This is a genomic window from Tenacibaculum sp. TB-56 (genome assembly GCF_059716275.2).
This window is the reverse complement of the sequence record NZ_CM201367.1, coordinates 2,625,802-2,641,234: the sequence shown is the minus strand read 5'-3', so window position 1 is coordinate 2,641,234 and position 15,433 is coordinate 2,625,802. Positions and strand designations below refer to the sequence as shown.

The window sequence follows — 15,433 nt, the reverse complement described above, 5'->3', positions numbered from 1 at the left end:
ATAAATTATTTAAAAAGGTTAATAGAAACTGTTGCTAACTCCGAGTTTGGAAACTTTTTAAAAGTATTTTTATCGGGAGTTAACCCCACAGATTTCATAGCGTTCATATATTCATCCAATTCAATAATGTATTGATCCGAATAACCATGCGTAGCATCGTAGGCAGTTGCCGCTGTTTTTCCTAAGTTTTTAGCAACTAATTCTGGTTTTGAGGTGTGTAACTCAATTAATAGTAAGCCAAATTTACTTATGTAGGGTTTCCACTTGGTGAAGTGCTGTTTTAAAGATTCTATTACCAAGTTATTGTTCAAACGTTTTCCTCTATAAGCGTAAGCTCCTGTTGATTTGGTAATCGTCAAATTGTTGGTAGGAGCTGGTTCTTGCCAAATTCTGTTATGATCTAAAAACGTACGAACATTCAATAAATCAGAAAGGTTAATTCCGTATTTGTTTTGCAAATCTTCTGACATGGCTTTGGGGTTTCCAATATCTCCCCAAATTACTTTTGCCCAAATATCTGCTTGTACTAAGTTTTTTCGAGTTATTTTCAACGCAGCTTCGTTGTAATCAACACCAATAAGTAACAATGGATAATCTTCCAACATCGTACCTCTTTTGGTTTGGTTTTCAATCACATTAAATAAATGTTTTAAAAACGCACCATTACCACAGCCAACATCTAAAATACCTTTAGGTTGTTCGTTAATAGGTTTGTTGAATAGGTTGATGATAATTTCATCAATCACTTTAAAATAGGTTGAATGTGCACCACCGCTTCCCCAAACATTCATTTCTCTGTCAACATGAATTTCGTCGTTTCCTATTTCCGAAGTTCTAAAAATATCAGGGTTACCAAAAATGAGTTTGTCTAGTTTTCTAAGTGTTGGAATGTAAGATACGGTAACCCCATAAGCACTTGCCCTTCGAGCAAAAAATAACCCTTCATCAGTAAATTCATAAGAGTCTTTAGTCTTGGAAAACCAACCTAAATTGGTTAATAAATCAAGTAGTCGACCAAAGTTTTCTGCGTCTTTGTGAAATTCATCTGCCTGAAATTTGGTTTGCATAAAATATTTATGAAATATACCGCTCATTCCTAACAAGACGGTAGTAGGGCCAACAATAATTCCTTCAATATGGGTGAGGATTTGATTTAAAATTTCTTTTTCTTCAGAAGTTGAAGGAGGCTCTATTCCGAAATTATTGGTGAAATTTTGATACAAGCTTTCCAACTTATCAAAAGGCTCAATTTCAAATTTTCGAGCGCTATAATTTTCTGAAAATTTCAACAATAAAAAAGCTTCTTTATACAAGTGAAAGTATGAAAAAGCGATAGCAGAAGCTTTATTTACTTCAAACTGAACTTTATTTTGAGCATTGTCTACATGTTGTGTTAGCCAACCTTGTGAGCAGAGTGTTCTTAAGGCGACATTTAAATAGCCATCATTGGCTTTGAAATGATTGGTGATTTCAGTTAAACTAACTGACTTTTTATCTAACAAATATTCTGTAATTCCTTTTTCGTGTAAAGTATAGGCTGCGGGACAAGTCACAATTCCGTCTAAATGACGAAACAACCTACTTCTTAATGCAGATTTATCCTCTTTTGATAACATAGTTCGATAGTTTTCATTCTAAAGATAACTATTTGATTTTTAAAATGGAAACTAAATTATTGAAGCCGAAATATAATCTAGCTTATGGCATTTACAATTTGTTTGTGTACAAAAGAATAGTAATCTTGATATTGAGGAAGTAAAAAGTTTTCGAAATCTTTAATATGTAAAATGGTCTCTAAATCGAATAACTTTAACTCAGCAACCTCTTCTACTTGCAATGTTAAGTCTTCAACAGGAATTGTTAATTCGGCAATAAATACATGGTGAAATTCATTATCAATAATTCCGTTTAGGTGATTTACCATGTGTTTACGGGTACCTATTTTGTGTAGGTTTTCAGGAAGTATATCAAAACCAATTTCCTCTTTTACTTCTCTAAGAGCAGCAATATTTATATCTTCACCTGCAGCGATATGTCCTGCTACAGAAATGTCCCATAAACCAGGAAATACTTTTTTAGTTAAAGCTCTTTTTTGAAGTAAGATTTGCTTGTTTGAGGTATATAACCAAACATGAATAGTAGGATGGAAGTAGCCATGTGTATGAGCCTCAGATTTTAAACATGTTTTTCCTGTGTAATTTCCATTTTCATCAACGATATCTATTAATTCATCCATTGTATATTAAAATCCATTCTTTAGTAGTTGTTATATCATCACTTTCAGCATGCATCGTAAAACCATTCTGTTCGTAAAAATAACGAAGATTTCCTTCTTCAATCGTCAACCAAAACTTTTGATGTGGATTTTCTTTTTTTAATAGGGTTAAAAATGCACTTGCATATCCTTTATTCCTATATTTTTCACTAATCCAAATATAACCGATGTATAGATATCCTTTTTCAAATAAAATAGCATTACTTTTTTCAAAATTAGTAGCATAAGGAGGCATTTTGCTAAACAAAATACCTCCTCCTATAAGTTGATTGTTTATATATAATCCCACTATTTTTGAAGTGGTTTTATGTTTTTTCCAAACTGGAATTATCAATTCTTGCCATTCATTAGATAAAATAGAAAAATAATGAGTTTCATCATTAAGAACTTTAATTAGTATGGAGTCTGATTTCTTTATAAGAGTCCCCATGCCCATAGTTTGTCTGAATCTTCTAGCCAACGATCACCAATATCAGTTCGATAATAACTATTGTTAATAATAATGTTATTTATTCGGTTTTGCATCATTTTTTGAGCGTCTTTCATAGTAACACCAGTACCAGTAACCAAAAGAGCAATTCCATCATTACCTGTTATTAACCACTCAGAATTTATTTGTTTTATATGGATAGGATGTACTCCTTCCTTCATTTCTTTTTTAAAGAGAATTACAGAATCTTTTGAAAACAATTCAAAACTCTTTTTATCCTTAAAAGGAAACGGAGGAACTACCATATAAGCACCTACCTGAAAACCTTTTTTAGTGTTGATAGTAAAGTGCTTTCCTGTAGTAATTTTGTAAAAAAGAGCGCCTATAGGTTCATTAATCCCGTCTCTTTGTATGTATACTTGTGGATATCCAAAACGAGAAGTAAACTCAAGAGGGTAAATTCCATTACCATTTACAATACAGTTGATGTCAAGATGTCCTACAAATCTTTTTTTTGCTAAAGTATGTTCGAATTTACCAAGCGTCAATTCAAAAATAGGAGAATCTTTTGTCCAAAACATGCTTGTACCCATTTCGCCGGTAGATACTCCTAATTCTTTTGGAAAGAACTTTTTATGTTCGAAAGAAATGTTATAAGGTTGAATAAAATGAGCTCCGTTAAAAAAAGCTGAAACAGCTATTTCTACACCTTTTACTTTTCGTTGTAATTGGAAATTTCCAAAACTATCTCCCCAAGATTTTTTATAGGCCTTTAGCATTCTAATTACGTCTAAGCCTTTATCATCAGAGCCTACAAATAATAATTGCTTTAAGTCTTGTGTTTCTCCACAAGGTTTTACCACATAGGCATCTGGATTTTTTTCAACATAATTTATAGCTTCTTCAAAATTGAAAAATTCTCTAGAAGGAAGTGTTTTAATCTTATGTTTTTTTAATTCTTCTTGTCCGAAATTTCTATCTAATTCAAGCATATCGGTATATTCAGATCCACCAAAAACAAGTTTTCCATTATTTCTAAGCTCATCGCATATTTTCCCATATCCAGTGTAATCAAAAATGATAATGGTAGCCCAGTCAATGTGTTTTTTCCAGTCGCTTACTTTTGTAATAAATCCGAAACCAATTTCTCGAGAAGATTTGTCTTCGATGAACATTTTTACCAAATGTCCTTCTTGTTTAATGGTGTAAGCGATATCAAGTGATTCGCCCCATTTAGAAACGAATAAAAAATTCAATTTCTCATTCGTTTTTAGGTCTGTTTTAGCTTTTTGAAGAGATGCCATATAGACCTAGCAAAAAAGTAAAATCATATAGTTTAAAGTGATACAATATTTACTACGAAATTACTAAATAATTTGATGCAAAAATTAATGGAAAGAAAGAAAAAAAGCCTGCTTAATTAAACAGGCTTTTTGAGATTATTTAAAGTAAGAGAAGTCTTCTCCATCTTTAATTTTTAATAAACTTTCGTAAATCATTTTAATTACGTTTTCAACATCTTCACGATGCACCATTTCAACTGTTGTGTGCATATAACGTAAAGGTAATGAGATTAAAGCAGAGGCAACTCCACCGTTGCTATAAGCAAAAGCATCAGTATCTGTACCAGTTGCTCTTGATAACGCTGAACGTTGGAAAGGAATTTTGTTTGCTTCAGCAGCTTCAATAATTAAATCACGTAGTTTTTGTTGAACCGCAGGAGCATAGGCAACTACAGGTTAGTTTCCTAACTCTAAAAGACCTTCTTTTTTCTTATCGATCATCGGAGTCGTGGTATCGTGAGTAACGTCAGTAACAATAGCCACATTAGGTTTAATGGTTTGCGTAATCATTTCCGCTCCGCGTAAACCAATTTCTTCTTGTACTGAGTTGGTAATGTATAACCCGAAAGGTAATTTCTTTTTGTTTTCGTGTAATAAACGTGCTACTTCAGCAATCATAAATCCTCCCATACGGTTGTCTAAAGCACGACAAACAAACTTATCTCCGTTTAAAATATGAAATTCATCAGGATAGGTAATAACACAACCTACATGTACTCCTAACTTTTCAACCTCTTCTTTGGTTGCACAACCACAATCGATAAAGATGTTTTCAGGTTTTGGAGCTTCTTCAGAAGCTTTATTACGTGTATGAATTGCTGGCCAACCAAAAACTCCTTTTACAATTCCGTTTTTAGTATGAATGTTTACTACTTTACTTGGTGCGATTTGATGGTCACTTCCTCCGTTACGAATTACGTAGATTAATCCGTTGTCAGAAATGTAATTTACATACCAAGAAATTTCATCAGCATGTCCTTCAATAACTACTTTATATTTAGCATCAGGATTAATAACACCAACCGCACTTCCATACGTGTCAGTGATAAACTCATCAACATACGGTTTTAGGTAGTCCATCCATATTTTTTGACCTTCCCACTCATATCCAGTAGGAGCCGCATTGTTTAAATATTTCTCTAAAAAGTCTATCGACTTTTTGTTTAAAATTGATTTTTTAGCCATAATTTATATGATTAAAAGTTTTATATCTGAATTAACTCCAGAACTTTCGTTTTTCGTTTAATTCTTCTTGTTCTTTAATTTGTTCAGGTGTTAATACCTTTAAAAATGATGGATGTTGCTCAATAGCATATTCAATTTTTTCAACTATATCAGCTACTGGCTCATTTTCATAATCAATTTCTAAAGGCTCTTTTATAACCATTGATTGTAGTACGTTACGTTTTTTAATTAAAAGTCCTTTTTTATCAAAAGAACGTCTAAATCCGTCAATAACAATAGGAACTACAATAGGTTGATAAGTTTTAATGATGTGAGCTGTACCACGACGAATAGGTTTAAAAGGGGTAGTAGTACCTTGTGGAAAGGTAATTACCCAACCATCATCTAAGGCTTTACCGATGTTAGAAATGTCAGACATTTTTACTTGTCTATTAACGTCTTTACCAGCACTTCTCCAAGTTCTTTCAACTGAAATAGAACCCACGTAGGCAAATATTTTAGGAAGTAAACCTGCACGCATGGTTTCACCAGCCGCAATATAGTACATGTTTAATTTAGGTTTCCATAAATAACCTATATTTCTAATATTATCATCACGTCCTTTTAAAGCAGCGTTGAAAACATGAAACATAGCAGCAACATCAGCAAAGTAGGTTTGATGATTAGAAATAAAAAGTACTTTTTGATCTGGAAGGCTTCTTAGAACATCCATACCTTCTATTTGTAAGTCGTTAAATTTACGATAACGACCGTGGGAAATTAATCCTAAAGTTTGAATTAAAAAGCGTTTAATGAATAGTATATGTCCGAAAGGGTTCCTTTTAAATAAAGGCATTGTTATTGGTTTTTTAGTAGTCGAATAAGCTAAATTACAAAAGAATTATAGAATAGCCTTATTTTAATAAATCTTTAATTTCTGACAATATCATTGCTGTTGCTCCCCAAACAATGTAATCGTTTAATTTAAAGCAAGGTACCTCGATATTTTTCATATATGAGGTCTCCATTTCAACAAATGTTAAATTTTCATCGTCTAATAAATCACTAACCAAAACTTCAATTACTTCCGCTACTTCTTCATTAGGAATAAAAAGAGGTGTTTTTTTAGAAATTCCAATAAAAGGGGCTACTAAAAAATTACTAGGAGGAATGTAAGCATCTGATGTTTGCCTGATAATTTGTATAGCATCAAAAGGCACGCCAACTTCTTCGTAAGTTTCGCGGAGTGCAGTAGTTTTTAAATTGTCATCTGTTTTGTCAAACTTCCCTCCAGGAAAACTAATTTGAGCAGAGTGCGCGCCATTATAACTAGCTCTTTCGGTTAATAAAAAACGTGTTTGATTATTGCTGTCAGGATAAAACAAAGCTAATACAGCTGCTTTTTTCGGGTTTTTGCTAAGTATTAACTCTTCTGAATAGCGCATTCTAAGTTTAGGAGCTAGTTTAAATTGCGAGGTTAAACCGCCTAATTGCTTTTGTTGTAATTTTTCTATTTGATTGATGAAATCAGAAAAAATCATTTGTTTTTTAGTATTTTAGAACAAACTTATCAATTTACAAGACAAAAATAAGATGTTTTGGCTTGAATTTTGATTTGTAGTGTTGAATTAATTTTAGATAAATGAATAAAGAAAAAAAATACCAAAAACTAGCATTGAGTTTGTTGTTTGACGCGATAGGATATGTATCGTATTTAATACCGGGAATAGGAGAATTGTCCGACATTGTTTGGGCACCAGCATCGGCATACTTAATGACAAAAATGTATAAAGGAAACAAAGGTAAAATAGCAGGGGCAATAACTTTTATTGAAGAAGCTATGCCAGGGTTAGATGTAGTACCAACCTTTACGTTAATGTGGTTGTTTACCTATGTGTTTTCATCCAAAGAATCAAAAAAGACAATAGAAGTTTAAATCTGACTATAAATAGAATCAAGGAAATCGCCTTTTTGTGTTACCAAAAGATTAACAATCAGTATCGTAGCAGCTATCAGGAACAAGGTGTTATTTTTTTCCTTTATTTTACGTAAATTTGCACGCTAAATTTAGAGATTGATTATGAAGATATCATACAATTGGTTAAAACAATTTTTACAAACTGACTGGGAAGCTGAAAAAACAGGCGAATTACTAACTGATTTAGGTCTTGAAGTTGAAGGTATAGAGAAGGTTGAAAGTATAAAAGGAAGCTTACAAGGCGTAGTTGTTGGTGAAGTAAAAACCTGTATAAAACACCCTAACGCAGATAAACTAAAAGTTACTACGGTAGATTTAGGAAACGGTATTCCTGTACAAATTGTTTGTGGAGCGCCGAATGTAGATGCAGGTCAAAAAGTGCCTGTAGCAACTGTAGGCACGATGTTGTATGATGAAAAAGGCGAAGGCTTTAAGATTAAGAAAGGAAAAATTAGAGGAGAAGAAAGTCACGGAATGATTTGTGCCGAAGATGAATTAGGTCTTGGAAAAAGTCATGACGGAATTATGATATTAGACGAAAGTTTAGCTCCTGGTACACCATGTTCTGATGTGTTTAATATTGAAACAGATTATGTTTTTGAAATTGGGTTAACTCCTAACCGTTCAGATGCAATGAGTCATTATGGTGTTGCACGTGATTTACGTGCAGGATTAATTCAACAAGGAACAAACATAGAATTAATATCTCCTTCTGTTTCTGATTTTCATGTTGATGAGCGTACGTTAAAGATTGATATTGAAGTAGAAGATAAAGAGTTGGTGCCACGTTATTGTGGAATTACAATTACCGATGTTGAAGTAAAAGAATCTCCAGAGTGGATTCAAAACCGATTAAAAGCAATAGGTTTAACTCCTAAAAATAATATTGTAGACATTACAAACTATGTGCTACATGAATTAGGACAACCATTACATGCTTTTGATGCTTCTAAAATTAGAGGAGGTAAGGTGGTAGTGAAAACCTTAGAAGAAGGAACCAAGTTTACTACCTTAGATGATGTAGAAAGAGAATTATCTTCTGAAGATATTATGATTTGTGATGCTGATAGTAAACCATTATGTATTGGTGGTGTTTTCGGAGGAGCAAATTCAGGAGTTACTGAAAGTACCCATACTATTTTCTTAGAAAGTGCCTATTTCAACCCTGTGTCTGTTCGTAAAACAGCAAAACGTCACGGATTAAATACAGATGCTTCTTTCCGTTTTGAAAGAGGAATTGATATTAACACAACAAAATATGCTTTAAAGCGCGCTGCTTTATTAATTGAAGAGTATGCTGGTGGAAAAATGTCATCAGATATTTTAGATTTTTACCCAGTAAAGGTTGAAGATTTTGAAGTATTCTTATCATTTGAAAATGCGTATAAATTAATTGGTCAAGAAATACCTAAAGAAACGATTAAAAAGATTTTAGCTTCTTTAGATATTAAAATCAATAGTGTTACAGAAGCAGGATTAGGATTGGTAGTACCATCATACAGAACCGATGTACAACGCGAGGCAGATATTATTGAAGAAATTTTACGTGTTTACGGATATAACAATATAGAGTTTTCTCACAAGTTAAATACTTCTATTTCTTTTGATAGTGATATCAATGTAAAAGTAGAAAACATTGTGGCAGACCAACTATCATCACTAGGATTCAACGAAACTATGGCAAATTCGTTAACCAAGGCGGATTACTTAGAGTTATCTGAGAATTTGAATCCAGAGCACAGTGTAGAGATGTTAAATCCGTTAAGTAATGACTTAAAGGTGATGCGTCAGTCATTATTATTTAGTGGATTAGAGTCTGTTGCTTACAACATCAATAGAAAACAAAATTCGTTAAAGTTTTATGAGTTTGGTAAAACCTATCATAAGTACGAAAGCGGATATCAAGAAGATAAACACTTAACCTTATTTGTAACAGGAAACAGAACACAAGATAGCTGGAAGGTAGCTTCGCAAGCGTCAGATTTCTTTTATCTAAAGGGAATTGTAACAGCCTTGTTAAGTCGTTTAGGAATTGATAACTTAAAATCAACACCAATAAAGTCAGATGTGTTTTCTGAAGGAATTATCTTAAGTTTAGGAAAAATGAAGTTGGTAGAGTTAGGAGTTGTGAAAAGAGCAATTTTAAAAGAATTTTCTATTAAACAAGAAGTGTTATTTGCTGATTTTAACTGGCAAACTATTTTAGGTTTAGTAGGAAACAAGAAAATTAAAGTAGCTGATTTGCCTAAATTCCCTGCGGTAAAACGTGATTTAGCATTGTTGTTAGACAATAAAGTAGAGTTTAAAGATATTTATAACTTGGCATTTCAATCAGAAAGAAAACTGTTGAAAGAAGTAGATTTGTTTGATGTATACGAAGGAGATAAATTACCAGAAGGTAAAAAGTCGTATGCAGTAAGTTTTGTATTGCAAGATGAAAACAAAACCTTAGAAGACAAACAAATAGATAAAATAATGCAGAAACTACAGCAAACATTCGAAAAGAATTTAGACGCTGTATTACGATAATTCAGAAGCTCCTTTATTGGAGCTTTTTTTATATTTAATAAACGAAAGATTATAATTAAAATCGATGTACAAATTACTTATTCGCCCAATATTCTTCCTTTTTGATCCAGAAAAGATTCACCATTTTACTTTTTCGCTAGTTAAATTTTTATCGAAAATACCTGGGGTTTCAGCTATTTTTAGAGGAATGTATCAAGTAAATGATAAAAAGCTAGAACGTAATTTATTTGGGCTAACTTTTAAAAACCCTGTAGGATTAGCAGCAGGATTTGATAAAAATGCAGTTTTGTATAATGAATTGGCAGATTTTGGTTTTGGTTTTGTAGAAATTGGTACAGTTACACCTAAAGGTCAAGTAGGTAATCCTAAAAAACGTTTATTCCGTTTAAAAGAGGATAAAGGAATCATTAACCGAATGGGATTTAATAATGAAGGATTAGAAGCAGCGATTGAACAATTAAAAAAGAATAAAGGAAAAATCATCATAGGAGGAAACATTGGGAAAAATACCAATACAGCTCCTGAAAATTATACTGAAGATTATGTAACTTGTTTTAAAGGGCTGCATCCGTATGTAGATTATTTTGTACTGAATGTAAGTTGTCCAAACGTATCGAGTCATGCAAAATTGGAAGATGCTGATTATTTGAAGGAATTGATTACTGAAGTTCAGAAATTAAATAATGCTGAAGCACAACAAAAACCAATCTTATTAAAAATTGCTCCAGACTTGAACAACCAACAATTAGATGAAATTATTGAGTTGGTTGCTGAAACCAAGATTGATGGAGTAATAGCGTCGAACACATCGGTAAATAGAGAAAATTTAAAAGCTTCTCAAGAACGTTTACAAGAAATTGGAAACGGAGGTGTAAGCGGACAGCCGGTTAAAGAGAGAAGTACCAAAGTGATTCAATACTTAGCTGATAATTCTAACAAAGCATTTCCTATTATTGGAGTCGGAGGTATTCATTCTGAAAAAGATGCTTTAGAAAAGCTAAAAGCAGGAGCAGACTTAGTACAGATTTATACAGGCTTTATTTATGAAGGACCAAGCTTGGTAAAAAGAATCAATAAGGCTATTTTAGCTGAAAGTTAATTCATGCTAGAAATTCTCATTTCTTTTGTATTTGCTACAGCCACTTTAGCTATTTCACCAGGACCTGACAATATTTTTGTATTAACCCAAAGCATTGTCAATGGTAAAAAATACGGGTTAGCTACAGTTGTAGGTTTAATGACTGGATGTATTATTCATACAACTTTGGTGGCTTTTGGAGTATCTGAAATCATCAAACAGAATCCGAGTTTATTTTTTATCATCAAGTTATTTGGAGCAGGATACTTGCTGTATTTAGCATATCAAGTGTATAAAAGTGATGCTAAAATTGCATTTTCTACAGAGAATGTTCAGAAAAAATCAACATTACAATTATTCAAAACAGGTTTTTGGATGAATGTATTAAATCCGAAGGTTACGATTTTCTTTTTAGCATTTTTTCCACAGTTTTTGTTTTCTGACAGCTTGTCAAACGTACTTCAGTTTTATGTGTTAGGAGGTTTGTTTATACTAACCTCGTTTTTAATTTTTTCTTCAATAGCTATTTTAGCAGGAAAAATTTCTGATTACATTAAACAGCACAATAAAGTAGGAGTATACCTAAAATGGGCACAAATAGTGGTTTTTGTAGGGATTGCTTTATTGATTCTACTTTAAAAAGTTTTTACAACCAATTCTTTCTGAGTACTTATTCCTTTTTTTTAGAAGTCAGTTTTTCTAAAGCGCGTTTTGAACTTCTGTTTTCAGGGTTAATAGCCAATGCTTTTTTATAGTACTCAATAGCATTTGCAGTATCTTTCATTTTAGTATAAGCATCACCAGTGCTATCGTATGTATTTGAACTATTAGGATATAATTCAATATTAATTTTAAATATATGAATAGCAGCTTCATATTCATTATTTCTAAGATACTGATAACCTAATCTGTTTAAGTTTCGCTCTCTAATAACAGGGGTTAAGCTATCCTTTTCTTTAATAGCTTTGTAACCTTCTAAAGCAGCTTTAAAATTACCTTCAGCTAAATATTCGCTAGGTGTTTTTTCTCCTTTTTTTAATTTTTTAAAAACATATTTTTCTCCCTCATGTTCTCTCTTTTCGGCTAATTCTATTTTGTTTTCAGCAGTATTAAAAATTAGTTTTTCGTTTAATTCTCTAACGTAAAAAGAAGTATCGTCAACTTTTAATGGTTCTAAATCTTGGTTACGCCATTTTAAGCGTAATTTTTTGTCCTCATCAAAAGTAACTTCAATAATTTCATCAGCATTAAAATAATAACGTCCAGAAGCTTTTTCTATGAATTCAGAAGAATTTGTTTTAGAAGTACAGCTAATGATTAAAAGTAATAGGGAAAGGAACAAAAGTTTAGTTTTCATTTTTTGATTAGTTTTTGTTGATAAGATACCTATATGACGACTAACATTAAAAATAGTTACAAATTAAATGAAACATAGTTTTTAATGGCATAAGAATTGACTTATAGTTAATACGATAAGCAATTAGATGGTTTTATCTTTCTGTTTATTAGTTATTTATGATTTTAAAAAAGTGGTATTTCTTTTTGAAAATATTTAAAAGTGCCACTATGACAGAATATATAAGATATGAGCAAATCAAAAATATTACATTTAGACAATTTGTCGCTTCAAGATGTTTTTAATGAAGATTCAGAATTAATCCCTTTATTAACGCCAGAGGACGAAGAATTAATAAATCAAGAAAGTATTCCTGAAGAATTACCTATTCTTCCTTTACGAAATACTGTATTATTTCCTGGTGTGGTAATTCCTATTACAGCAGGTAGAGATAAGTCTATTCAACTTATTAAAGATGCCAACAAGGGAGATAAGGTTGTAGGAGTAGTAGCACAAAAAGATAGCGAAGTTGAAGATCCAGGAATAGATGATATTTATCAAACAGGTGTCGTAGCACAAATTTTACGTGTACTAAAAATGCCTGATGGTAATACAACGGTTATCATTCAAGGTAAAAAGCGTTTTGAAATTGAGGAAGTTATTCAAGAAGAGCCTTATTTAAAAGCAAAGGTAAAAGAAGCAGTAGATGAGCGTGAAATTGACGATCAAAAAGAATTTGATGCAATTATCGATTCTATTAAGGATTTAGCTTTAGAGGTTATTAAAGAAAATCCGATGTTGCCATCTGAAGCTTCATTCGCAATTAAAAATATTCAATCAAGTTCATTTTTGGTGAATTTTATTTCATCAAATATGGAGTTAAGCGTATCGCAAAAGCAAGTATTATTAGAAAAAGATAACTTGAAAGAGCGTGCGTTATTAACTTTAAAGAACTTAGATAAAGAGCTTCAAAAGTTACAATTACGTAACGACATTCAATCGAAAACACGTTCTGATTTAGATAAACAACAGCGTGAGTATTATTTACATCAGCAATTAAAAACGATTCAAGATGAGCTAGGAGGCGTTTCTCACGAGCAAGAGCTTGATGAAATGCGTTTAAAAGCGAAGTCGAAAAAATGGAGTAAAGAAGTTGCTGAAACTTTTGAAAAAGAGTTAAGTCGTTTAAAACGTATGAATCCCCAAATGGCTGAATTTGGCATTCAACGTAACTATTTAGAATTAATGTTAGAGTTACCTTGGAATGAGTTTTCTAAGGATAAGTTTGATTTAAAAAGAGCTCAAAAAATATTAGATAGAGATCATTTTGGATTAGAAGAGGTAAAAGAACGTATCATTGAGCATTTAGCAGTTTTAAAGCTACGTGGAGATATGAAATCGCCTATTATTTGTTTATACGGACCTCCAGGAGTTGGTAAAACATCGTTAGGTAAATCGGTAGCAGAGGCTTTAGGACGTAAGTATGTTCGTATGTCGTTAGGAGGTTTACGTGACGAAGCTGAGATTCGTGGTCATCGTAAAACGTATATTGGGGCAATGCCAGGGCGTTTAATTCAGAATATCAAAAAAGCAGAAACTTCCAATCCGGTTTTTGTGTTAGATGAGATTGATAAATTAGGGCAAAGTCATCAAGGAGATCCTTCTTCAGCAATGTTAGAAGTATTAGACCCTGAACAAAATACACATTTTTACGATAATTATTTAGAAGTTGGGTATGACCTTTCTAAGGTATTGTTTATAGCTACTGCGAATAATATCAATCAAATACCCTGGGCATTACGAGATCGTATGGAAATTATCAATGTAACAGGATATACGATTGAAGAAAAAGTAGAAATAGCTAAGAAATACTTATTTCCGAAGCAATTAACAGAACACGGATTATCAAAAGAACACTTGGTAGTTGGTAAAAAGCAGATAGAAAAAATTGTTGAAGGATATACTCGTGAATCTGGAGTTCGTGGTTTAGAAAAGCAAGTGGCAAAAGTGGTTCGTTTTGTAGCAAAATCAATAGCTATGGAAGATGAATATAATGTTACGCTTACCAATGAGGATATTGAAACTATTCTAGGGCCAGCTCGTTTAGAACGTGATAAATATGAAAATAACGATGTAGCTGGTGTAGTTACAGGTTTAGCATGGACAAGTGTTGGAGGAGATATTTTATTTATAGAATCGATTATTTCTAAAGGAAAAGGAAACCTTTCTATTACAGGTAACCTAGGTACGGTAATGAAGGAATCTTCTACCATTGCAATGAAGTATATTAAATCGAATGCTGAAGAATTTGGAATTAATCCTGAAGTATTAGATAAATATGATGTGCATATCCACGTACCAGAAGGAGCTACACCAAAAGATGGACCAAGTGCTGGTATAACTATGTTAACGTCGTTAGTATCGGTATTTACTCAACGTAAGGTGAAAAATAAATTAGCAATGACTGGTGAAATTACATTGAGAGGAAAAGTATTACCAGTAGGAGGGATTAAAGAAAAAATATTAGCTGCCAAGCGCGCTAATATTAAAGAAATAATTCTTTGTGCCGATAATAAAAGAGATATTGATGAAATTAAGGAAAGTTACTTAAAAGGGTTAACCTTCCATTACGTAACAGACATGAGCGAGGTAATTGATATTGCACTTACCAAGCAAAAAGTTAAGAATGCTAAGAAATTAGTATAGTAAAAAGCTCCTTTTAAAAGGAGCTTTTTTATTGAAGAAATAATTCTAACAGATAAAATACTTTTTAGTTGTATAAGGCGTTGTTGTTTTAGTTATATTTAGAAAATTAAAAATAAAATCAAACTTTAAACCCTTAAACTATGAAGAAACTTCTTTTGGCAACAGCACTTTTGTTTTCGATTGCATCGTATTCTCAAATTGAATTTATTGAAACTACTAAAACAGAAATAGTAGGAAAAGTAGAATACGTTTACTTAGAAAAAGTAGGAGATGAAGCTTACAACTTCTATTACAAAAACATTAACGATCCAATTCATGAATATGTACATTTCTCTTTTAAAAATTTAGATAATGATGCGCAAAAGTTACATCAAATAATAATGAAAGGTTTTGATGAAAAACCAAGAGATCCGTACAAAATTAAAGCAAACGGAGATGTTATTTGGTTAAAGTACACTAAAGAAGATGGGATTGTATTGTTACAAATTCAGCAATATGTAAGCAGAGATCCAGATGTGATGACGGTTTCTAAATTACTTACATACGATGAAGTAAATAGATTGTTTAGCATTTAAGAGAACAAATACGAACAAA

At 32.1% G+C, this 15,433-nt stretch carries 13 protein-coding genes and 1 pseudogene; 6 read left to right on the top strand and 8 right to left on the bottom strand.

Annotated features, from left to right (window positions below; translation table 11 throughout):
• Positions 1-5 precede the first annotated feature (5 nt).
• The 7 genes and pseudogenes from AC3VI6_RS12680 to AC3VI6_RS12650 all read right to left on the bottom strand — a co-directional run bounded on the left by AC3VI6_RS12680 (position 6) and on the right by AC3VI6_RS12650 (position 6,753).
• Positions 6-1,616 (bottom strand): class I SAM-dependent methyltransferase, encoded by a 1,611-nt coding sequence (locus AC3VI6_RS12680; protein ID WP_497706466.1) that lies wholly within the window; start codon positions 1,614-1,616, stop codon positions 6-8.
• A 77-nt stretch (positions 1,617-1,693) separates the two neighbouring features.
• The gene (locus AC3VI6_RS12675) at positions 1,694-2,236 is read right to left on the bottom strand and encodes an NUDIX hydrolase (protein WP_497706465.1); all 543 of its coding nucleotides are present in this window, start codon (positions 2,234-2,236) and stop codon (positions 1,694-1,696) included.
• Positions 2,229-2,705, bottom strand: a complete 477-nt coding sequence (locus AC3VI6_RS12670) for a GNAT family N-acetyltransferase (RefSeq protein WP_497706464.1) — start codon at positions 2,703-2,705, stop codon at positions 2,229-2,231. The genes AC3VI6_RS12675 and AC3VI6_RS12670 overlap by 8 nt, the downstream gene beginning before the upstream one ends.
• Positions 2,690-4,009, bottom strand: coding sequence for a phosphoribosylamine--glycine ligase (locus AC3VI6_RS12665; protein ID WP_520436308.1), 1,320 nt, complete (start codon positions 4,007-4,009; stop codon positions 2,690-2,692). The genes AC3VI6_RS12670 and AC3VI6_RS12665 overlap by 16 nt, the downstream gene beginning before the upstream one ends.
• A 135-nt stretch (positions 4,010-4,144) precedes the next feature.
• Positions 4,145-5,233, bottom strand: a pseudogene (locus tag AC3VI6_RS12660) (M42 family metallopeptidase).
• A gap of 31 nt (positions 5,234-5,264) precedes the next feature.
• A complete protein-coding gene (locus AC3VI6_RS12655) occupies positions 5,265-6,068 on the bottom strand; it encodes a lysophospholipid acyltransferase family protein (protein WP_299001816.1) in 804 nt (267 codons plus the stop codon).
• A 58-nt stretch (positions 6,069-6,126) separates the two neighbouring features.
• Positions 6,127-6,753, bottom strand: coding sequence for an NUDIX hydrolase (locus AC3VI6_RS12650; RefSeq protein WP_497706462.1), 627 nt, complete (start codon positions 6,751-6,753; stop codon positions 6,127-6,129).
• A gap of 101 nt (positions 6,754-6,854) precedes the next feature.
• On the opposite strand from AC3VI6_RS12650, the gene AC3VI6_RS12645 reads away from it, so the two are divergent.
• From AC3VI6_RS12645 to AC3VI6_RS12630, 4 genes are all read left to right on the top strand, one after another.
• On the top strand, positions 6,855-7,148 hold the full coding sequence (locus AC3VI6_RS12645; protein ID WP_435254766.1) for a hypothetical protein: 294 nt from the start codon (positions 6,855-6,857) through the stop codon (positions 7,146-7,148).
• Positions 7,149-7,292: 144 nt separating this feature from the next.
• Positions 7,293-9,719, top strand: coding sequence for a phenylalanine--tRNA ligase subunit beta (gene pheT / locus AC3VI6_RS12640; RefSeq protein ID WP_497706461.1), 2,427 nt, complete (start codon positions 7,293-7,295; stop codon positions 9,717-9,719).
• Positions 9,720-9,783: 64 nt separating this feature from the next.
• Entirely contained in the window at positions 9,784-10,818 is a 1,035-nt protein-coding gene (locus AC3VI6_RS12635; RefSeq protein WP_497706460.1) for a quinone-dependent dihydroorotate dehydrogenase, read from the top strand.
• Positions 10,819-10,821: 3 nt separating this feature from the next.
• On the top strand, positions 10,822-11,436 hold the full coding sequence (locus tag AC3VI6_RS12630) for a LysE family translocator (RefSeq protein ID WP_497706459.1): 615 nt from the start codon (positions 10,822-10,824) through the stop codon (positions 11,434-11,436).
• 31 nt (positions 11,437-11,467) lie between these two features.
• Here AC3VI6_RS12630 and AC3VI6_RS12625 read toward each other — a convergent pair whose 3' ends face one another.
• Positions 11,468-12,154 (bottom strand): tetratricopeptide repeat protein, encoded by a 687-nt coding sequence (locus AC3VI6_RS12625; RefSeq protein ID WP_435254771.1) that lies wholly within the window; start codon positions 12,152-12,154, stop codon positions 11,468-11,470.
• A 228-nt stretch (positions 12,155-12,382) separates the two neighbouring features.
• On the opposite strand from AC3VI6_RS12625, the gene lon reads away from it, so the two are divergent.
• Together lon and AC3VI6_RS12615 are read left to right on the top strand one after the other, a co-directional pair.
• Positions 12,383-14,839, top strand: a complete 2,457-nt coding sequence (lon, locus tag AC3VI6_RS12620; RefSeq protein WP_497706458.1) for an endopeptidase La — start codon at positions 12,383-12,385, stop codon at positions 14,837-14,839.
• Positions 14,840-14,979: 140 nt separating this feature from the next.
• Positions 14,980-15,414, top strand: a complete 435-nt coding sequence (locus tag AC3VI6_RS12615) for a hypothetical protein (protein ID WP_497706457.1) — start codon at positions 14,980-14,982, stop codon at positions 15,412-15,414.
• The last annotated feature ends 19 nt before the right edge of the window (positions 15,415-15,433 follow it).

Bases quoted from the DNA above. Each gene is read 5' to 3' on its own strand.
- AC3VI6_RS12630 (WP_497706459.1), top strand. From the start codon at position 10,822: ATGCTAGAAATTCTCATTTCTTTTGTATTTGCTACAGCCACTTTAGCT.
- AC3VI6_RS12650 (WP_497706462.1), bottom strand. From the start codon at position 6,753: ATGATTTTTTCTGATTTCATCAATCAAATAGAAAAATTACAACAAAAG.
- AC3VI6_RS12655 (WP_299001816.1), bottom strand. From the start codon at position 6,068: ATGCCTTTATTTAAAAGGAACCCTTTCGGACATATACTATTCATTAAA.
- AC3VI6_RS12645 (WP_435254766.1), top strand. From the start codon at position 6,855: ATGAATAAAGAAAAAAAATACCAAAAACTAGCATTGAGTTTGTTGTTT.
- AC3VI6_RS12625 (WP_435254771.1), bottom strand. From the start codon at position 12,154: ATGAAAACTAAACTTTTGTTCCTTTCCCTATTACTTTTAATCATTAGC.
- AC3VI6_RS12675 (WP_497706465.1), bottom strand. From the start codon at position 2,236: ATGGATGAATTAATAGATATCGTTGATGAAAATGGAAATTACACAGGA.
- AC3VI6_RS12670 (WP_497706464.1), bottom strand. From the start codon at position 2,705: ATGGGGACTCTTATAAAGAAATCAGACTCCATACTAATTAAAGTTCTT.
- AC3VI6_RS12680 (WP_497706466.1), bottom strand. From the start codon at position 1,616: ATGTTATCAAAAGAGGATAAATCTGCATTAAGAAGTAGGTTGTTTCGT.
- AC3VI6_RS12635 (WP_497706460.1), top strand. From the start codon at position 9,784: ATGTACAAATTACTTATTCGCCCAATATTCTTCCTTTTTGATCCAGAA.
- lon (WP_497706458.1), top strand. From the start codon at position 12,383: ATGAGCAAATCAAAAATATTACATTTAGACAATTTGTCGCTTCAAGAT.
- AC3VI6_RS12665 (WP_520436308.1), bottom strand. From the start codon at position 4,009: ATGGCATCTCTTCAAAAAGCTAAAACAGACCTAAAAACGAATGAGAAA.
- AC3VI6_RS12615 (WP_497706457.1), top strand. From the start codon at position 14,980: ATGAAGAAACTTCTTTTGGCAACAGCACTTTTGTTTTCGATTGCATCG.
- pheT (WP_497706461.1), top strand. From the start codon at position 7,293: ATGAAGATATCATACAATTGGTTAAAACAATTTTTACAAACTGACTGG.